Origin of the sequence: Flavobacterium sp. B183, from assembly GCF_023539155.1 — a bacterium.
GTDB classification, from domain to species: domain Bacteria; phylum Bacteroidota; class Bacteroidia; order Flavobacteriales; family Flavobacteriaceae; genus Flavobacterium; species Flavobacterium tructae.
Genome location: NZ_CP097434.1, coordinates 3,568,176 through 3,588,075, shown reverse-complemented (window position 1 = coordinate 3,588,075; position 19,900 = coordinate 3,568,176). Strand labels below are relative to the sequence as shown.

The 19,900-nt window shown below is 32.8% G+C and carries 23 protein-coding genes and 1 pseudogene; 13 read left to right on the top strand and 11 right to left on the bottom strand.

The features are described from left to right. Positions 1-497: 497 nt before the first annotated feature. Positions 498-1,094 (bottom strand): PolC-type DNA polymerase III, encoded by a 597-nt coding sequence (locus M4I44_RS15260; RefSeq protein WP_017497471.1) that lies wholly within the window; start codon positions 1,092-1,094, stop codon positions 498-500. A gap of 2 nt (positions 1,095-1,096) precedes the next feature. Next, positions 1,097-3,013 (bottom strand): DUF294 nucleotidyltransferase-like domain-containing protein, encoded by a 1,917-nt coding sequence (locus M4I44_RS15255; RefSeq protein ID WP_089077602.1) that lies wholly within the window; start codon positions 3,011-3,013, stop codon positions 1,097-1,099. Between the two features lie 353 nt (positions 3,014-3,366). Here M4I44_RS15255 and M4I44_RS15250 point away from each other — a divergent pair, with 353 nt between their 5' ends. From M4I44_RS15250 to M4I44_RS15205, 10 genes are all read left to right on the top strand, one after another. Next, positions 3,367-3,687 carry a hypothetical protein gene (locus tag M4I44_RS15250; protein WP_249965242.1) on the top strand — a complete coding sequence of 107 codons (321 nt, stop codon included), beginning with the start codon at positions 3,367-3,369 and terminating at the stop codon, positions 3,685-3,687. A 3-nt stretch (positions 3,688-3,690) separates the two neighbouring features. After that, the gene (locus M4I44_RS15245) at positions 3,691-4,017 is read left to right on the top strand and encodes a hypothetical protein (RefSeq protein ID WP_249965241.1); all 327 of its coding nucleotides are present in this window, start codon (positions 3,691-3,693) and stop codon (positions 4,015-4,017) included. A gap of 84 nt (positions 4,018-4,101) precedes the next feature. Then, positions 4,102-5,295, top strand: a complete 1,194-nt coding sequence (locus M4I44_RS15240) for a hypothetical protein (protein WP_249965240.1) — start codon at positions 4,102-4,104, stop codon at positions 5,293-5,295. Positions 5,296-5,580: 285 nt separating this feature from the next. Next, positions 5,581-6,300, top strand: a complete 720-nt coding sequence (locus M4I44_RS15235) for a hypothetical protein (RefSeq protein WP_249965239.1) — start codon at positions 5,581-5,583, stop codon at positions 6,298-6,300. A 2-nt stretch (positions 6,301-6,302) separates the two neighbouring features. Next, a complete protein-coding gene (locus M4I44_RS15230) occupies positions 6,303-6,782 on the top strand; it encodes a hypothetical protein (protein WP_249965238.1) in 480 nt (159 codons plus the stop codon). A gap of 111 nt (positions 6,783-6,893) precedes the next feature. Beyond that, the gene (locus M4I44_RS15225) at positions 6,894-7,295 is read left to right on the top strand and encodes a hypothetical protein (RefSeq protein WP_249965237.1); all 402 of its coding nucleotides are present in this window, start codon (positions 6,894-6,896) and stop codon (positions 7,293-7,295) included. Positions 7,296-7,321: 26 nt separating this feature from the next. Further along, positions 7,322-7,519, top strand: coding sequence for a hypothetical protein (locus M4I44_RS15220; RefSeq protein ID WP_249965236.1), 198 nt, complete (start codon positions 7,322-7,324; stop codon positions 7,517-7,519). Next, the gene (locus tag M4I44_RS15215) at positions 7,512-8,066 is read left to right on the top strand and encodes a hypothetical protein (RefSeq protein ID WP_249965235.1); all 555 of its coding nucleotides are present in this window, start codon (positions 7,512-7,514) and stop codon (positions 8,064-8,066) included. Before M4I44_RS15220 ends, M4I44_RS15215 begins: the two co-directional genes overlap by 8 nt. Before the next feature lie 162 nt (positions 8,067-8,228). Next, positions 8,229-8,750, top strand: coding sequence for a hypothetical protein (locus tag M4I44_RS15210; protein WP_249965234.1), 522 nt, complete (start codon positions 8,229-8,231; stop codon positions 8,748-8,750). A 3-nt stretch (positions 8,751-8,753) separates the two neighbouring features. Continuing rightward, positions 8,754-9,608, top strand: a complete 855-nt coding sequence (locus M4I44_RS15205) for a hypothetical protein (RefSeq protein WP_249965233.1) — start codon at positions 8,754-8,756, stop codon at positions 9,606-9,608. Positions 9,609-9,826: 218 nt separating this feature from the next. Here M4I44_RS15205 and M4I44_RS15200 read toward each other — a convergent pair whose 3' ends face one another. Continuing rightward, positions 9,827-10,123 (bottom strand): hypothetical protein, encoded by a 297-nt coding sequence (locus M4I44_RS15200; protein WP_249965232.1) that lies wholly within the window; start codon positions 10,121-10,123, stop codon positions 9,827-9,829. 145 nt (positions 10,124-10,268) lie between these two features. Then, a complete protein-coding gene (locus M4I44_RS15195; protein ID WP_249965231.1) occupies positions 10,269-10,442 on the bottom strand; it encodes a hypothetical protein in 174 nt (57 codons plus the stop codon). 134 nt (positions 10,443-10,576) lie between these two features. On the opposite strand from M4I44_RS15195, the gene M4I44_RS15190 reads away from it, so the two are divergent. Both M4I44_RS15190 and M4I44_RS15185 read left to right on the top strand, forming a co-directional pair. Beyond that, a complete protein-coding gene (locus tag M4I44_RS15190) occupies positions 10,577-11,020 on the top strand; it encodes a hypothetical protein (protein WP_249965230.1) in 444 nt (147 codons plus the stop codon). Between the two features lie 51 nt (positions 11,021-11,071). After that, positions 11,072-11,284 (top strand): hypothetical protein, encoded by a 213-nt coding sequence (locus M4I44_RS15185; protein ID WP_249965229.1) that lies wholly within the window; start codon positions 11,072-11,074, stop codon positions 11,282-11,284. A gap of 264 nt (positions 11,285-11,548) precedes the next feature. Here the strand turns inward: M4I44_RS15185 and M4I44_RS15180 are convergent, their stop codons facing one another. The 3 genes from M4I44_RS15180 to M4I44_RS15170 form a co-directional block, all read right to left on the bottom strand. After that, the gene (locus tag M4I44_RS15180) at positions 11,549-11,809 is read right to left on the bottom strand and encodes a hypothetical protein (RefSeq protein ID WP_249965228.1); all 261 of its coding nucleotides are present in this window, start codon (positions 11,807-11,809) and stop codon (positions 11,549-11,551) included. Positions 11,810-12,330: 521 nt separating this feature from the next. Continuing rightward, complete coding sequence (locus tag M4I44_RS15175; RefSeq protein WP_249965227.1) at positions 12,331-12,714, bottom strand: hypothetical protein; 384 nt, start codon at positions 12,712-12,714, stop codon at positions 12,331-12,333. Between the two features lie 111 nt (positions 12,715-12,825). Further along, the gene (locus M4I44_RS15170) at positions 12,826-13,251 is read right to left on the bottom strand and encodes a hypothetical protein (protein WP_017497466.1); all 426 of its coding nucleotides are present in this window, start codon (positions 13,249-13,251) and stop codon (positions 12,826-12,828) included. A 153-nt stretch (positions 13,252-13,404) separates the two neighbouring features. Here M4I44_RS15170 and M4I44_RS15165 point away from each other — a divergent pair, with 153 nt between their 5' ends. Next, the gene (locus M4I44_RS15165; protein ID WP_249965226.1) at positions 13,405-14,634 is read left to right on the top strand and encodes a multidrug effflux MFS transporter; all 1,230 of its coding nucleotides are present in this window, start codon (positions 13,405-13,407) and stop codon (positions 14,632-14,634) included. Positions 14,635-14,800: 166 nt separating this feature from the next. On the opposite strand, the pseudogene M4I44_RS15160 reads toward M4I44_RS15165, so the two are convergent. The 4 genes and pseudogenes from M4I44_RS15160 to M4I44_RS15145 all read right to left on the bottom strand — a co-directional run bounded on the left by M4I44_RS15160 (position 14,801) and on the right by M4I44_RS15145 (position 19,856). Continuing rightward, a pseudogene (locus M4I44_RS15160) lies at positions 14,801-16,056 on the bottom strand (NAD(P)/FAD-dependent oxidoreductase). Between the two features lie 83 nt (positions 16,057-16,139). After that, complete coding sequence (locus tag M4I44_RS15155; RefSeq protein ID WP_249965225.1) at positions 16,140-17,474, bottom strand: DEAD/DEAH box helicase; 1,335 nt, start codon at positions 17,472-17,474, stop codon at positions 16,140-16,142. 199 nt (positions 17,475-17,673) lie between these two features. Next, positions 17,674-19,215, bottom strand: coding sequence for a DEAD/DEAH box helicase (locus tag M4I44_RS15150; RefSeq protein ID WP_017498295.1), 1,542 nt, complete (start codon positions 19,213-19,215; stop codon positions 17,674-17,676). 110 nt (positions 19,216-19,325) lie between these two features. Beyond that, positions 19,326-19,856: a DUF6155 family protein gene (locus M4I44_RS15145; protein ID WP_017498294.1), complete on the bottom strand. Its 531-nt coding sequence runs from the start codon at positions 19,854-19,856 to the stop codon at positions 19,326-19,328. Positions 19,857-19,900 lie beyond the last annotated feature (44 nt).

The following is a 19,900-nucleotide window of genomic DNA, read 5'->3' as shown; positions in this document are numbered from 1 at the left end:
CCGGAGATTCACCAATGGTCTGAAATATAATCTGACTGTTAAGACATTTTCTACAGAACGTCTTTACTTTAAGACAATTACCACTGAAAGCCAGATGAGAATTTATAGTTATCATTTTGTTTTACTTTTTCTGTTAATTTTTAATCAAACTAACAAGACAAAGATGCGATTACTTACAAAAGACAATACTGTACGTAAATGACAACAATAGGGGGATTTACGTCATTTCATTCTGCCGCTACAAAAAACAAGCAAAATCGAAGGCCTGCAAAACTAAAAAACTTTGATTGCGCTTAGCCTGACAGCTTTTCTTTAGCTAATAAGAAATCTTTAAAACAACAAATCCGACAACCCCAAAAAAGCCTTGGGATTATCGGATTTACAATACTTATTAGTTATCCTTTATTTCGGATACATCAAATATATTTAGCCAAAAAAAGGAAATACTTTTCAGTGATTTCCTTACTTCTTTTTAACATGTTTTTGATTCATTCATTCTATTTAATTCCTAATCTCGATTTCAGTTTAAGGAATAATAGGCCAATTTTATACGCATCTTCTGCAGACGAATTTCTATCGCTTTTCGGAATTTTAAATATTTCACTTAAATCGTCCAGAGAAAACTGTTTGTCATTAATGTCCATCAATTTTCGGTACATCATATCGATATCCAGCGCTTCATTTTTTAATCTTCCACAATCCAGACGTTCCAATGCTGCATTTAGCATTTCGATATCAAAATTAATATGATGCCCAACCAGAACTGAGTTTCCTATAAAATTAATCAGAGCTTCTATCGCATCAGGTTCCGGCATCTTCATCATTTTGCTTTCGATGATGAACTCATTAGAAAGACCGTTATCCTGCAAAAATTTGTACTGCAGCAAAACAGCTTCAAAATTGTCTTTAATCACAATGCTGTCATCCGTAACCGAAAATGCGCCTAAAGACAAAATAACATCTTTATTCGGATTTAAACCTGAAGTTTCTGTAGATAACACCACAAATCTGTTCGGTTTAACTTCAAATTTCGTTAAGTATTCCTTCCAAAAGTCCGGATACTCTTTATTGATATTTTTAATCCAGTCTAGCATACTTATGAGAATTGTGTAAGTTGAAATTTACTCTTAATTAATTCCTCAAGGTCTTTCATTGGGGTTAAGGCATTTTTTAACTTTTCTTTGTCTGTTTTCGACATTTCCCTCAAATTAATATATTGTCCGGAATCGTCATTTTTCAAACCTTCAACAGTTCTAAATTTAGACAAAGTTAGAAAAGCTTCAGCACAGCTTAAATAAATCTCTGCATTTTTAGAATCTGTAATCGCTAATTGTTTAAATCTCAAATAAGTATTTTTAATTCCCTTTATATTAGCATTCAAAATCAGCAAACGAGCTGAATCAATTAAAGGCATTAATGCACGGGTTTTAATATCAAATTTTGTTTTATGCGGTCCTTCTTCTTCAATAATAAACTTTTTGAAAAAACTTAATGGAGAATTGCGTTTTAAAGCATCATTCCCTAAGAAATCAAAAAACAAAGTATTGTTTACCGCATTCTTAAAGATCACGTTTTCGATCACTTCTTCAATTTTTGGTTCTCCAAAAACAATCTCATAATCAAAGAAAATACTACTCAAATCATTACTATTTTCACCTGGAGTATTCATCCAGCTGTTGTATTGTTTCGTCCAGTCTGTCAATGACTTACACCAAAGCATATTACTCCCCATATGTCCGTTTGGACAAAGTTCGTAACCTACTTTTTCTAAGATTGAAGTTGTTCTTTTAGCCAGTCTTAAAAAGTAATCTTTTACCTCTCTGTACTTGTCCGGTGCCACGTCTTCAAAAATCAGAATACTGTCCTGATCTGTAAGTAAAAGCTGCTCCTTACGCCCCTGACTACCAATACTCAACCACGCAAAACGAGCAGGAGGGGAGCCTAAATCTAAAATAGACAGCTCGACAGCACGCTTAATAATAGCCAGATTAATTTCGCTTGCAATATTGCTGACATGCGAAATTGGAATGTTTTTCTGAATCGAATTCTGAATCAAATCAGACAAACGATCACGTATTTGTTTTAGATCTTTTGGTAATTGAGAACGTTTTACTTCCTTAATCAAAACACCCGGATTACTGGCTTGTGCGACAATTAGATCATGCTCGGAAATAATTCCTTTTACAGCAGATTTACTTGTACCGTCTTTGGTAACGCATAAATGAGTAACGTTGTGTTTCAACATTAATAATTGTGCTTCCGCCAAAGAAACATTTTCAATAACCGTAACTACCGGCGAAGACATAATCTTATCAATCGTTTCAGTGATAGGATAGCGGCCCGTAGCAATTTTTGAAGATAAATCGGCGTTGGTTACAATACCAATTGGATTGTTTTTTTCACAGATCACAACATTATCAACCATAGATTCAGTCATTAAAATAGCAACATCTTTGATAATCTGGTTGGATTCGGTTGTTAAAGGCGAATTATTGTAAGCCAAAGACTGAATGTATTGCATTTCAGATTGCTGATCTACATAAAAAGCAGTATCAGAAATCAATTTTCCGTTAGAATGTACATTGTCCTTTGCATGTCTTGAATTTACAGCAAAACTCTCCAACAGAAAATTCAAAACATCCGAATTATTCGCTACGAATGGTCTGAAAACTGCAATTGGAATAGCATAAATAATACTTTCTTCACGAGCTTTAGCCGTCATCATATAGTTATTTTTGGCAAAAAACGGACGTAAGCCAAAAATATCTCCTTCATGACATTTGTTTATAATCGTTTCCTCGGCATCAGCAATTGTGGTCAGATTTACAATACCCGAAGCAACAACATAAAAGCTGTCATGAAGCAGGTCATTGTTTTGAAATAATACTGCATGTTTTTCTAAATTGATCACACGAATGTTAGTTGCAATATCTGATAATTCCTGAAAAGTTAAATTATCAAATGGCGGGTATTCTTTTAAAAAATCTGCAATATGCTCAGCAATTGTATTCATACGGTTGATATTTTTTTTAAAGTATCGAATGTAAAAATAAGAAAATTATGTCTTAGAATGAAAGCATCCCATACAGAATATAATTATTTTAAAGAAATCTTAAATATAACCATTTTAAAGCTTTTAAAACAGCTCATTGCAATTTTGAAACTCAATTTAAATTAGTTATTGATATGGATTGGTGAAAGTACAGACACAGAGTAGCACTGAGAATCGATTCTTTTGCATTAGAATAATCTTTATCGAAAATATTGAAAGGATAATGAATCACAGTAGAACAATTCTCTAAATTGTCTATTTTACATAATATAAATTATAGTTCATTTGTTATGTAACTTATTAACAAATACCACATGGCCTTAAAACGTTCCTCACTGGAGAATTATGTACTACTACTCAAGTATGTAGAGCAAATGCGTCACACAAAATTTAAACCAAAAACTTTCCTGAAAAAGATTCGTCCATTTTGTAAAACTGAGCAAATGGCTTTAAGAATGCTACATATTCGTATTAGAGGTTCAAATGTAGGAATTTCTATCAATATTGAAAAAGATTGTTTCATTATTCAATTACAACATCGTATGCATGAGTTTATTTTTTACTGTGATACTGCTGAAATTTCTTCAAAATTTCTTTTACACAAACTACTTAAACATAATCTATTAACACCTTAATATATGTCAACGATTTCAATATTAATTCAAAAAAGAGAAAATTTAATCATGGAACTAGCTGGCTTAAACTATGATTTAAACGAGTATTCAAAAAATCCTGTAGAAACTGTTGATTTACTAAGTCTTAAATATCAGCACAATTTTACGATTCAGGAAATTATAAAAATTGGTCATCAGATTAATACTTTTTTTAATCATGAAATTTCAAATTACAAACAAAAATTTTTTGAAGTTGAAAAGAAAATAACTGAGGCTATATCAAAGAAAGAGTTTACAATTAATGATCTGCCAAAAAATCATTATTCATTATGGCAAAATTCAGAAAATTAAATTTTTACTCCTCCCCTTTCGATTTTTTTTATTGTTGCCGTAGGGTATAACGGCAACTAACTCACTCAAAACCTACTCAAATCTATGATTTCATACAAAGAAAGACATCAAGCCAAGATTAAATTTAAAAACAACAATTTAAAAACTACTCTTATAAATATAGACTACTTAATTATTAATCTCGAAGGTCAGCCGTTTGGAGAATTTCCCGAACATTCAAAATTTCGTTTAAAACCATACGAATATGGAACTAAGATATTTGAATTAAGAGCCGACTTATATTACGAAGATTTAAAAATTGGTATTTATACCGCAAAACCCCGTTCCGTTATTATGAGTGAGCAATTTGCTCAATTACAATTCGAAAACAATCTATTTTACACTTTGTCTAACGATGCCCTGAGTGGTATTATAAACGCTTTTTGCGATGAAACGAACTACTTGTTTAAGTCTATTAATAGACTGGATATATGCCTTGATAAGTCTGACATCAACAATTCTTACCGTAATTTATATAGTAATGTGGTTGCAGGTAACTATCTTATTTCGGGGCGTCCGAAAAATCTACAAAGCTATTTTGAAACGTACAAAGGAAAATCAATACTTAACGGCTTCCAAATAGGCAAAAGAACATCCGACAAAATAATAAGATGCTATAACAAAACGCTGTCGTTGCAATTAACTGAAAAGCCTTATATAAATGATTATTATGCTAATAATGGTTTGAAAAATGACAACGTTTGGCGTTTTGAATATCAATTAAATTCTGCGTTTTTCAGAGGGTTAAACGAATATTCCAAAGCAGATATAAATATTAGTCAGACAATGACTTGGGGTATTTTTAATAAAGCAAATCTTTACGAGTTACTGAAAATTGCAACTAAAGGTTTTTTTGAACTTCGTGAGAATACTGGCAAAAGTCAAATCAATAAAGAAAAGCTTATCATCTTGTTTGATTTTGATTTTTTGCAATCTCAGATTACCAAATTCAATCCTATAATCAAACGCTTAAAGAAAGTTGTTCTTTCTTCAACAACAATCAAAAAACGTCTTGCGAAGTCTCTGTTTAGAGAATATTACTCAAACAATCAGGATATATCTTATATCGTTGCTTTAAATCTTTTACTGGAAGATTTAGACCTAACTACTGAAAAACCACTTTTAATGTGGTTTAAAAACAAATTACATTTTTATCTACACGAATTTAGAACAAAGGAAAAAATAGTAAATGACTTTGATTCTGAACTATTCCACGAACACCAACTTTTATTTTTATAAGCCATGAAAACACAGAATACAAGCCAAAAAGTTACTAAAACTCAGTTAATGCATATTCTCGAAGTTAGTTATCCAACTGCTAGAAAAGAGTATCAAATCATTTTAGATAGTCTCGCATTGAAGAGAAAATATTTAATGATTTCAGATTTAATTGAGTACAAAATTCTTTCTTAAAATGGTAAAAAATAGAAAAAATTAGAAAGGAATAGAAAGAATTAGAAAACGTCAAATAATAGTTGCAATAACCTTTGTGAAAGAAATTTAAACAAATAAAATTTATAACAAATGAAAATTGCAACTATTACAGGCGTTACGAAAACGCAGGAATTAACCGTTACAAAATCAATTGGTTCTTTGATTGTTTCAAGTGATTTGCCTTTATCGGGATTAACTACCGAAAAAATCAGCGTATACATTGAGCGTGGAAACGGTTCAAACGTCATTTTAGCAAACAAAGTGTTGCTTAAAGACTTCATTTTGGCGAGTACGTACGGTACGGAATGTACACAGTCAGACGCAAACAATGCTTTAATCGCATTATGTGAAATTGCTGAAGGGGGCTCTGTTTTTCTTGCCGATAAAGAAAGCATTAAAATTGTTTTAGAGGACTTAGTTTCAGCAAAACGTTACGATTTACATGGAATTGAAGAACCTGTAGCGACAAACAACTTGTACTTTTTCGAGCAGAAAACAGTTGCTTCCGAGGAATTCAATAAAAAAATTGATGTTCAGGGCTTTGATTTAGCGATTATGACGGTTGATGCTTCGGTAAGTGACTTGTCTTATCAGTACCAAAATGGTCAGGTTGTAAAGTACCTGCCTTTTGAGTTACAAACTTTAAGTAGGGATATTGACCCGTTACAGGCAGTTCTTACTGATGGGAAAGTAATTCAGGGCTTAGATGATAGATTAACACTGCCTTTAGTAGCGGTTGTTGCTATCGAGATTAACAAATCTCAGGGGGCTGTTATTAACTTCGTCGTAAGGACGCTTAAATCTGTGTAATTATGGGGTTCTTTAAAAAAATCGGAAAGGCGATTAAAAAAAACGTCTCATTCAAAAATTTAGTAAAAGTTGCAACTCCAATCATGGGGGCAATTCCTTTTGTCGGTGGGGCTGTTCAGAGCATATCACAAAATTTACAGGATGCTCATGAGGCAAAAAAAGCTAATAGACAGGCTGAGGCTGAAATGAATAATCAACTTGCTATTTCTACCGCAGGTCAAACTGTTGGTGCTGTCGCAAATGCGGGGGCTGAAATTTTTGGAAATGCTGTAATGACTGGTGTCAATGATGGTCTTTCAAAAGGTGTCACGAAAGGCGCTGGTGAAGTTGGTGCTACCGTAGTAAGTTCAACCTTGAAAGTTTGGTTCGAAAGAAACTGGAAAATTGTTCTTGCAGCAGTCGCGGGTCTTATTGCTTTGATTTGGTTCATAAGAAAAGACAACAACAATAACTCAAGATCTAGGGTTGCAAAAAGAAGATAAGCCAAAAAATTACTATCGGATTTACCTAATAATATTCGTAGTGGATTCGATAGTAATAATCTTGAAAAAGATGGCTGAAATAACATTATTAATTAAACACATTATAAAGTAATGGCATATAGAAATCAGGGTTATAGCAACAAAAATTATGGCTATAACAACAATCAGAACAAACCTAAATCAAAGCGTTCGGGTGCAAAGTACACTACGTACACTCCTGTTTCGGGTCCTAATCAGGGTGTTGAACAACATCTAACAACTGGTTGGAGGCTTTCAAAAGGTGAATTAATTTCAATAAAATGCGTAACAACTGGTAAATCAAATCTTTCGGATAAGGGTTGGTTTGGTTCAGTAGCCTGCACCTTTACAAATACTAAAACTGGCGTACGATCTTTTCATTGGGGAACAATGCAAAAAAACGGCGGTAAAGTAGTAATTGACAGTATGGCATTTGTGCTAAATCCACGTGCAAAAAACGGAGGTTACGCAGGTACTTTTTTACGTTCGAAATAAAGAAAACAACTTAAATAAACTTAAATATGAAAAGTTTAAAAACAATTTTATCCGTAATCGGAATCGTAGTGAAATATGGTGCAGTTGTAACCGCTATTTTAAAAGGTATTCAGGTTGTATCTGACGAATTGCAAAAACTTGATTTTGGCAATGAAGAGAGTACACCTTCTGCTCGACCTCTAAAAGCTCCCGAAGAACCTTTAAATACTGAATCAAATGAGTAGTTTTTTAGGTCAGAAAGACAGAACTAGGGGAATTCGTAATAACAATCCGGGCAACTTAAGATTTGTAGCGTCTAATAATTGGGTGGGAAAAATACCTTATGTAGACAATACAGATGCTGATAAAGCCTTTGAACAGTTTACCGAAATCAAATATGGTATTCGTGCAATGTTACGTGTAGTTATTAATAACATCGATAAAGGTAACGATACCATTACGAAGCTAATTACACGATATGCACCACCAATTGAAAATGACACTGTATCATATATTCAGGGAGTTTCTAGGGCTGTCGGTTTAGAGCCAGACGAAAAAATTAAAAACGTCGATGCTATCTTTTTAATAACTATCGCTAAAGCAATAATTAAACATGAAGTTGGAAAAGAAGCTTCTTTTGTTTTGGATTCGGACATACAGGATGCGATTGATATTATCGGAACTTTTAACCTTAATAACGTTACGGTAACCCCTAAAAAGAAATTCAGGTTTAACTACTTGATAATTCCTGTCTTACTTTTTTTTTATACTGTTTACAGCGTTACAGTCTAAACAAACGTCAAAAGAGATAAATAATATTAATTTTTAAAATACAAACACAATGTTAGATAAAATCAAACTTTTTTACGCAAACAATAAAACTATTTCAAACATCGTATTGGTTGCATTGGCGGGATTCTTAGCTTATAGACTATTTAAGAAAAAATAAGCTTTATGGCTCAAAGAGAGATAACAAATAGAACTAAGGGTCAAGCAAATACTGTTTGGCTCTTTGATTTTCTGCAAAAGTACTGGATTCTTATTACGGGGATAATCATATTTTTTCCGCTCTTAAGAAAATGGTATGAAAAATTTACTCAGGATGCCGAAGAAAAGGCTTTAGAGAATGCGGAAAACGATTTAAAAATTGCTGTAGCAAATCCAGTTACAAAGGAAATTGAACTAAATAAAATTACGCCTCGTAAGGAAGTTCATGTTATTGCTGAGGCACTAGCGGTTTGGTTAGGAACAAATAAGCAAACAAAAGATGCGCCTTGGTATACGTGGATTACTGAACCAATGTCAAATTTTGAAAACGAAAAGGAAACCATCAGAGAATTACTAAAAGTAAAACAAGTTTCTACTGTTCCACTCGTAATTGGTTGTTATTATGTCATTACAAGGCGTGATTTAAGAGCAGATTTAAAAAAATATTTATCAACTTCGGACTTGAAAAAAGTTCCTTTATTCAATTAAAATATGGCTTTTATTCAATATTTAGATGAAACCTACGCTGTTAAAGTCAAGGAAGTTCCTTTCGATTACGAACTTGGTTTCACAGTAAAAGGTATTGAAACACCTTTTTTCATACTGTCTTTGTATGTTGATAATAAGCGTGTAAATGGCGTTTCTTTTAGCAACTATGACAGTCTGCCCATGCTTTCGGTTATAAATGATATGGCTAATGTCGATTTAAATGTAATTCCTGAAAATTACTTTGCGACTGCCTATACCGAAATCTATTTAAGTGCTGCACCAAGTTCCGGCTCAAACATTCAAATAGCAAACTTTCCTGATTTCCTAAAAAAACCATTAAGGTATCTAAAAGAGTATAAATTACCGCAGTTTCGAATTGATGGAAGGTTTTCTCAGGGTTCGGGTTATCAATTTGATAGAAAGGTTTATTCAATGTTAACCTTTCATACTATGCAGGGAGATAACAAGTTTTATGTTCAGAATTATGATACTTATCCTAATCATACTCATTTAGATACAGTCGAATATCAGGGAACAACCCCGAATTATATACGAAATGGATATGATTTAATTACCTCCTTCCCAATTCAGAACAACGGTGGAATTGTTCAATTTGGGGATTATTATGTAAAAATGACTACTACAAAAACGTCATTCCCTTATGGTTTAAAGATTTGGATTTTTACAGATATACGAACTAATGAGTTTTGGATTTTAGTCAATTATGTAGAGCAAGGTACTAGCATCATAAAGAAAGGTGAATTTGATATTTCGACCCTTGTGTGCGTCAATGGAGGTTTTAAAATTAAGAACTTACTTCACGAAGTAGAGATTCAAATCAGCAACGTTTATGGCTAATACTACCCCTACTCCTTACAGTTGTACAGTATTCAATAAAAATAAATCTATTAGACCTATAAAAATTGAGTTTTGTAAATCAATATTTTACCTACATAATTGGTGTAAACATGTCGGATTTGATTATCACTACATTAATATTTACAATCGAAAAACGGGTATATATATTTCTCGACAATACTGCAATGAATATATAATAGACAAGCCTTTGTATTAAGTTACAAAGGCTTATCGCATTGAAAATTATATCTTGACAGGGATGGTCTATGTGTAAAGTATGCGTCAATCCAAAATTTAATATCGGCGGGTATATTAGGAGATATAATCGTTAATTCTTCAGTATTTGCTCTAACCCCGCTTTTATATTCTCCTAAATTTATGATTACATCTATAGTAACCTTCTCTAAGTAGTTTCCCATGAAACAAAAAGATTTTGGCTTTTGAACATCTCCAAGAAATTTTTCTCCATTATAATCAAATTCAAAATAGCCGTTTTTGTCTAATAAATCTATCATATGTTTTTTTTTGTTTTTAAATATTTGATAATCAGTCAGATTTTAAAGTTAAATTATTTATTCTTTTATAGCAATTGACAAAGTGAAATTAAAATTATTGACATTATATATACAATCTACTTTTCTTTTGGAAATGTTGCAATGATTATCTTTCTATCTTCTCTTTAATTGCTTCAATACTTTCGTTAACTGGAATGTTGATACCATTCGTAACAATTATTTCACTTCCTTTTTGTGGATGTGGAAAAAAAGCAACTATATGATCTGTAGATATGTAAATAGTTGATAGTTTGTGTAATGTAAGTTTTATTAATTTCATTTTTTTATGATTTATAGTTTATCTTTATAAAGGTATAATTATTTATTCTTTTATAACAGTCACCTATTGATATTTAACCTTTTGGCATTATATTTGGAAATCTTTAGTAATTATAAACTCACAAACTAAACCACATGAAAAAAATTACTTTATTATTTTTGCTTATCCTTTCCCTCCCAGTTCTTGCACAGGATTCGGATATGAAAGTTTATCTTGAAAAAACAGACATTGCCACGATAGAACAATACGAATTAATAAAGAAAGTTAATTCCTTTTATCCGGATATTATGATAAGCAAAGAGGTTAAAAACAAATTCAAAAACAATTTTAAAACAAATGAATTTCTGTCAGCCGATTTAATTTATGAAGATATTCCAAAGTATAAAATATATAATGTTACTATTTTAGACAATCGATGTTTGTCTTACACATTTGTAACTGCAGACGATGTTTTAACTTTTGGTGAAATCAGAACTTTTGACGGTAATACTGTCAGAACTTTATACAAGCTTGACAAAGGAAAGTCTTTGATGCAATATTTTATTAATGGTAAATTAATTAATGAAGTAAAAGGATAGATCAAATATTGTAAATTGTTGTTCTAATAAATACTAACTAATTAATAAACAATGAGAAAATTTAATTTAGGAGATGTCGTTACAGTAAAAATACAACCCAATAATGGGCAAATGTACATCGAACAAAATTTGGGTAAAATAATGGGCGGTTCTGATGATAATCCTATGTACCTTTGTAAATTCTATGATGAAAAAACTAATTCTTATAAGAATGACCGATTTTTAGAAAGTGTTCTACAATTGGTAGAAAATAAAAGCGAATAAACAAATAAGCCCCAATAAAACGGGGCTTTTTTTTATGTTTCTTTTTTTTTTATATATTAGATTTGTTCGAAAATAGAGGTTGAACATACTGTTGATAAAGTTGTTAACATCTTCTTGGACGTTCTGCGATTCATACTATAAATTATAGGTCAAAATGTATACAGTAAATAATCACTAACGCTTAAAGCCTTTGTTGATTTTTTAATGAATTGCTTTGTTGCCATACTATAATACCCATTAGTAAATATTGTAAACATTCAGAAACTAAAATTTCAACATCATGCTAAGCCCCGTTTGCTGAGATTCTCCTAAAATATTATTTTGAAATTTATTTTTCAAATACAGCAAAATTGCATCCAAAATGTTCAACAAGATTATTGCTAAACTTGCAAATTCTATAAAACTTAATTTTAGCCTTTGATAGATAACTCGTTTAAAAAATATCATGCTTATTCTTGTTTGCTGAGATTCTCGTAAAAAATTATTTTGAAATTTATTTTTCAAATACTGCAAAATTGCATCCATAATATTTGACAGGATTATCTCAACTAAACTTCTAAATTTTATAAACTGAATTTACAGCCTGTGATACATCCTTTAAAAATATCATGCTAATTCCTGTTTGCTGAGATTCCCGTAAAATATTATTTTGAAATTTATTTTTCAAATACTGCAAAATTCCATAGATAATGTTTAACAACATCATCAACTAATAAAACTCATCCGGACAAAGAATTTTGGCAATTTCCAGGATTTCATCCGGCATAAAAGGATTTTGTCTTAAACTTTCTATAAAATGTCGATCTTGAAATTCCTACTTTTTCAATTATGCAATTCTCGTATCATAATAATTTCACATTTTCTATTTTACATAATATTATTCTCTTCCACTTCATGGTACCCAAAAAAACATAGGTTTAACACTCTCATAAAAGACGTTTCACTTATTTAAAACATACAGTGACTACTATGCGTTAGAAACATATTTCTTTTTATACTCTTTTATAGAAACATCCCGATGCATCGGGACTATGTGGTAAATAGTTCTACTCGTACAACTTGGTCAGAACCGTTTCTTTGGGAACTAAATCGTCACCGCCTCTTTTTGAGAATTGTAGAACATCATCCTTTGCAAATAAAACTGCACCTGCAGAACCGTCTTTGCCTTTAATGGTAATTTGAGCTTTTTCGCCAAGCGCGTATACATTACCGGTAACTTCCATAACACCACTGACAAATTTCTGATTGTCGCTTGTAATCTCAGCCGTTCCAAATATTTTATTATTGGATTGTGCCATATTAATTTTCAGGACATATTCTTTGCTGCAGGTTTTACAATTTTCAGTGCTCCAGGTTCCAGTAAATCGGTTGGTTTGCGAATATGACGCTATAGCAACAATCATTAATAAGAATACGAAAATTTTCTTCATTTTGATTTAAAAGTATTTGTAATTCAATCAGCTTCAAATATAAAATAAAAAAGCATTCACCGTAGCGAATGCTTCTGTTTGATTTCAATTTTTAGTCTAAAATCTATTGTTTTAGTTTTGTTTTATCTTTTTCAGGTAAACTGGTTTTCCGTTTAGCGATACGCTAATTTCATTATTTTTTTCATTGAAAGTAGTTCGCAATGCATTTCCTTTAAAAATGGTTACGTCTCCGTAAACTTTTCCGGTTTCATCAGAAACGTATTCAAACAGCAATTTTTTGTTATCCGGCTCAAGTCCGATTTTGTAGCTTGAAAATTTTGAAGTTGTCAAATCAAACTCCTGATGCGTGTCAATAATATTGCCATCTGCATAAAAATTGGTAACGGTTTTGTTTAAAGTAATGTCCGGGTAATATTTGTTTACTTTTTGCAGTAATGCGTACTGCTCTACATTTGCCTCTTCTTTTTTGGACGTAATGGTTTGTGCAAATGAAATTGTGGTAAAAATAAGCGCGAATACTAAAATGTAATTTTTCATAATTTTTGATTTTAAGATTAGTGTTAATAATGCTTTTTTATAGTTCAATTAATGCGTAACCTAATCAAACGTTTTATTAAAAAACGTTTAAATTACACTACAAGATATGAAATCTTTACCTTTGCAAAAAATGAAAAGCAATTTTTTAAGAAAATGACAACAAAAAAATACATTACCCTTATCCTTATTTTAGGTTCTTTAACAGCACTCGGCCCATTTTCAATAGACATGTATCTTCCTGGTTTCTCAGGTATAGCAAAGGATTTGCACACTTCGGTAGCAAAAGTATCCATGAGTTTATCCAGTTATTTTATCGGAATTTCAGCGGGACAATTATTATACGGACCATTATTGGATCGTTTTGGCCGAAAAAAACCTTTGTTTGTAGGTTTGATGGTTTATATTCTGGCTTCTTTGGGATGTATTTATGTAACTAATATTGATTCGTTTATCCTTTTACGATTTGTTCAGGCCATTGGTAGTTGTGCTGCCACAGTGGCTTCTGTAGCGATGGTTCGTGATTTGTTTCCTGTAAAAGACATTCCAAAAGTATTCTCTTTATTAATGCTTGTCGTTGGACTTTCTCCTATGCTGGCACCAACAATTGGAGGTTATGTTACAGAAGATTATGGCTGGCATACCGTATTTTTTATCCTAATGTGTATGGGAATTGCTATATTAATTGCATCACAAGTTGGTTTACCAAATACTTATAAGCCTGATACTTCAATATCTTTGAAGCCAAAACCTATTATTACCAATTTTATCATCGTTTTTAAAGAACCTCAGTTTTATACTTATGCCTTTACCGGTGCAATCGCTTTTTCGGGCTTATTTTCATACGTTGCGGCCTCACCTATCATTTTTATGGATATTTATCACGTTGATGCCAAGACTTACGGTTGGATTTTTGCTTTTATGTCGTTAAGTTTTATTGGCTCAAGTCAGTTAAACTCAGTGTTATTGAAGAAATATTCTAGTGAACAGATGATTTTTGGAGCATTGATTTCACAGTCTGTTATTAGTATCCTTTTTCTAATTCTGGCTTTAAATGACCTTTTGGGATTGTATCAAACTATCGGAATGTTGTTTTTATTTCTGGCTTGTCTGGGAATTTCGAATCCAAATACCGCCGGACTTACCCTGGCACCTTTTGCTAAAAATACAGGGAGTGCTTCAGCATTAATGGGGGCTATTCAGTTGGGTATTGGGGCTTTGGCTTCGTTTGCTGTTGGAGTTTTCGTTAAAGATTCTGTAGCTCCAATGGTGGCTATTATGACCATCACTACTCTTACAGCTTTTGTCTTTTTAAATATCAGCAAACGTTCTATCAAGCAAAAAGTTGAATTATCTGCGGAAGATGATATTATGATTGGTCACTAATAAAGATATTCTAAATTGTCATTTCGACGGAAAAGAGAAAAAGTACATTCTCACTATAATAAAAAAAGCCAGAATTTAATAATTCTGGCTTTTTTTATGCTCAATTAAATACTCTCAGTTCATTGGAGTTTGGAATTTAAAAATTGAATTTTATCAATTCTCTTTATTATCGTTTATCCGGTCTGATAATCATTCTCAAAGACTGATCTTTTGCGAAATAAGCAATCATCCAGTTCCAGAAGGTATTCAATCTGTTTCTATAGGTAATCAAAGACATCAAATGAACAAATAACCAAATAAACCAGGCAAAGAATCCTTTAAAATGCCATTTTGGACTTGGTAAATCTACAACAGCTTTATTTTTTCCAATAATTGCCATAGAACCTTTGTCATTGTACATAAATGCTTTTAAAGGTTTGTTTTGAACCATTGCTTTAAAGTTTTTGGCCAAATTTAATCCTTGCTGAATAGCGACCTGCGCCACTTGCGGATGCCCGTCCGGGAAATTTTTGTCACCGGCTGTGATGGCTGTGTCACCAATAGCGTAAATATTTACGAGTCCGTTGACTTTATTGTATTCATCAGTCGCCATTCGTTTTCCACGACCATAACTTTCTGTTGGGATTCCTTCAAAAATTTAGCAGAAACTCCGGCTGCCCAAATCAGGTTTTTGGTTTTAATTGTTTCTCCATTTGCAAAATGAACAGTATCATCAACATAGTCAACAACACGTGTTTGAAGTTTTACCACAACACCAAGTTTGGTAAGTGCCTCAAGGGTATCCTCCTGAGAGGCTTTGCTCATAGGTGAGAGGAGTGCGTCTCCCCCATCAACCAAATACACATTACTGGCTGATGTTTCTAATTCGGGATATTCTTTTAACAGAATACTTTTGCGCATTTCGGCAAACATTCCGGATACTTCCACACCTGTCGGGCCTCCTCCTGCTACAACGATAGTTAATAATTTGCGTCGTTTACGCATGTCTTTGGTAATTGCTGCTTTTTCAAGGTTTTTAAGCAGTGCATTACGCATTTCGATGGCGTCGTTTAACGTTTTCATCGGAATGGCGTTTTTCATTACATTTTCCATTCCAAAATAACTGGTTTCAGCACCGGTTGCAAAAACTAAATGATCGTATGTTAATTCTCCGTTGTTCAGGATGATTTTATTCTCGGCCGGAACCACAGAAAGCAATTCTCCTAAACGAAACTCAAGATTCTTTTTACCAGCAAAGAATTTTCTAAACGGATAACTGATACTTGAGGGCTCTAAAAAAGCCGTAGCAACCTGATATATAAGTGGTGGAAAAAAGTTATAATTGTTCTTGTCTACAAGAGTTACCTGTATCTGAGGATGGTTAACAAGCTCTTTTGCAAGATTGATTCCTGCAAAACCACCTCCTATGATGACTATCTTCATATATGCTGTATATTAACTGGGATTATAGTGAAATTACCTTATAAATATACGACATAAATTAGCAAAGTTAATCGGCCGGAATATTACTTTTTGAATTTTTTAACAGGTTTTTCGGTGACTTCAACTTTGTTCTGTAAAACATAACTGGCCATCAATTTTTCAATTAGTTCGTCTTTAGTCAGATGATGAAAAACGGTCTTTACCTTCGTTTTCAGATCAGTTGAAATATCATGATTGGGCTTTGTTTTGAAAATCTGCTTGGCCCATAAAAGCATATTGTTCTCTTCAAGACTTAAAGCCGACGGTTTTTGAAATTTGGTGAATTTAATTCCTAATTCTGCTTCAAATTCCGGAATTTCTGCTACTTCTTCCTCCTGTAAAACCGTTAGTGAAAGCCCCTTTGCTCCTGCCCTTGCCGTTCTTCCGCTTCGGTGAACGTAGTTTTCATAAGTGTCAGGTAAGTGATAATTCACCACATAAGAAATCTCTTTTACATCAATTCCTCTGGCTGCCAAATCTGTAGCCACTAATATATTGATATGTCCTTCACGAAACTGCTCCATGATTCTGTCACGTATTCCTTGCGACAAACTGCCGTGAAGTGCTCCTGAAGAAAAACGATTGATCGCTAAATTCTTCGCCAATTTATTGACTGCTGCTTTGGTTTTACAGAAAATAATACCGCGTTCCCCCTCTTTTGAATTCAGGAAATGCATTAAAACATCCAGTTTTTCAATTGGATCCACTACAATATATTCGTGATCAATTCCCTGATTACCTGCAGTTTCCATATTTGCGCTGACCTGAACTACATTTTTATTCAAATAGTTCTGAATCAGTTGTTTGATCGTTCCCGGTAAAGTAGCAGAAAACAATAAAGTACGGTGTTTTTTAGGAAGTTCCGCGATGATCTCGTCCAAACTTTCTTTAAGTATCGAAACCATTTCATCGGCTTCATCCAGCACTAAATAAGAAGTTTGTTTTAAATCAATCGCTTTGCGCTGAATCAAATCAATTAAACGTCCCGGTGTAGCTACAACTATTTGTGTAGGTTGTGTTAATCGCTCAATTTGTGGTTTTATTGGAATTCCTCCGCAAATTGAAGCAATAGAAATATTTGGAATATGTTTTCCAAAATCTTCTAAATTTCTAAAGATTTGCTGTCCAAGTTCTCTCGTTGGAACTAAAATGACAGCCTGAACAACAGGAGATTCTGCAGCAACTAACTGCAGCAACGGCAATCCGAAAGCTGCGGTTTTACCAGTTCCTGTTTTGGCTAAACCAACTACATCCTGAGTTTCAGCCAGAAGTAATGGAATTGTTTTTTGTTGAATTTCTGTTGGTTCAACAATGTTCAATTCGCCTAATGCTTTTAAAATTGGTGCTGAAATTCCTAATGATGAGAATTGTTTAGACATCTTTTTATTTTGTTTATTTTGTTTTTATTGGTTTCAAGTTTCAGGTTGCTTTGATAACTTAAAAATGAGTTTCTGGTAATTTGCAAAGGAGAAATCGCAATAGAATGAATTACTCTAAAATGCTATTTCTCCTTTTAAGAATATAATTTTGTTTAGATTCCAAAAAAACCTGAAACCTTAAACCTGAAACAAAATTTTTCTATTCGTCCGGTTCGTTCATGATTTTTTCACGATACTTCTTACCTATTAATAACGTCAGGTTCTTTTTATAATCGTCAAGAAGCCATTCGCGGTAATTTTTACTACACTGACTCAAACATTTTGCAAAACGTTTGATACGGCATTCTATATCATCATCAAGTTCTTTTCCTAATGATTTTGCTTCTTGCAGCGTTTCTGTATTGTCCACACACATGGAAGCATGTTGTTCTAACGATTTGTCTAAAACCACTTTTGAACGTAAATTTTGTTTGATAATTAACTTATGTTCTTCATCAACGTCAAAAGTTACATCGGCGGTTTTGCTGAATTTAGCACGTAATTCCGGCGGCATACTGTATTTAAAGTACATTTCAATCTCAGTATCATCACGAAGATTCTCTAAATAAAATTCAGGCGATTTAAAGATGTGCTGCCAGTTTACCGGCTCACTCCATAAACCAAAACGTGCGGCGTTATTCCCCAGGTCGATTACTGTAAATTCGTCTTTTCCGGGTAATTTACGGGATCCACGACCAATCATCTGATAATAAAGCGTTAATGACTTAGTCGCTCTGTTCAAAATAATCGTTTCAACCGTTGGTTCATCAAAACCTGTTGTTAAGATTCCCACAGAAGTCAGAATCGCATCCGGTGTTTTTTTGAACCATTGTAAAATATCTTTACGCTCTTCTGAGCTGCTGGTATTATCAAGGTGTCTGATGTCGTACCCTGCTTCTCTAAATGTTTCATAAACATATAATGAAGTGTGGATACCATTATTAAAAATCAGGGTCTTTTTACCTATTGAGCGTTCTGTATAAGCGTGCAATAATTTTTCCTGCATGATGGTATTCGTATACAAATCATCGGATGATTTTACGGTATAATCACCGTTAATACCTACTTTAAGAGAGGTTAATCCAACATCATAACTATAGGTTGTTGCACGAGCCAAAAATCCCTTGTCAATCAATGAACTAATGGTATCACCCACAATAAGTTCATTGTAACTCTGGTGCATCGGTAATTTTATATTTGAACTCAAAGGCGTTGCTGTTACTCCAAGAATAAAAGCATTTTTGAATGAGTTTAGTAATTTTCGGAATGAATTGTAATGTGCCTCATCAATAATAACCAAACCAATGTTATCTAAATGTAGTTTTTCGTCATTGATACGGTTTTTTAAAGTCTCGACCATGGCCACAAAACAAGAGAAATCGTTTTGATCCGGTAATTCTTTTACTTTACTGTTAATGATTTTATTGGAAACACCAAACCCTTTTAGCATTTTTGAGGTTTGCTTACAAAGTTCGATACGGTGTGTCAGGACCACCACTTTTTTATCATTATTAGCTAAATAACGACGAACAATTTCGGAAAAAATCACAGTTTTTCCACCACCAGTAGGCAATTGATATAATAAATGATGTTTCGGAGGAGCGTTGTCTAAACGATCAAAAATGGCATCAATATCGCCTTTTTGATATGCATAAAGTTCTTTTTTCTCTTCTCTTTCTATTTCTAAAGTGTTTTGAGACATTGTTTATTTTTGGATTTTTGCAAAAATACACCGAAAAAACAGTTTTTCACTTTATTTTAACCTAAAATAAATGTTTTTTTTAAATAAGATTTTTTATGAGAATCACTTTATTAGTCGATTTTCTCTAAAATTGCCTCGAAATCGTACCTATTTATCCATTTTTGTTGAAGAGTTTCTTGTTGAATGGTGATGATTCTTTCTTTAAAATCCGGTAAAATTCCATTGGAAATCGAAAAATTCACTGCCTGTTCGAAGGAATTGAAGATGCTTTTACAGAATAAATCCTGCTTAACCGGATTTTGAGACGAATAAGTTTGTGCTATTTCTATATTGTAAAGCATAATATCAGCAACAACAAAAGGATCAACTCCTAACAAAATAAAATGTTTGATGTATTTCTGCGCTACCGAACGTCGCAATTTTGCTTTCGGACGTTTTCTGGCCCCTGCTTTTTTGATTGGAAAATATTCGTGTGAAATCTTTACTTTACATTCCTGCAATAGCTTATCTTCTTTAGGGTTAAAGACAAAATCGTAGTACACTTTTACAGGACTAAACTTTTCATACAATTCGATAATTTGCTCTTCGAGCTGTTCCTTATCTAATTCGGCAAGATATTTTTTTAAATCGCGTTTACTCATTATCAAAGTTTAAGATTACAAAAGTAAATTACTTTCCTGATTGA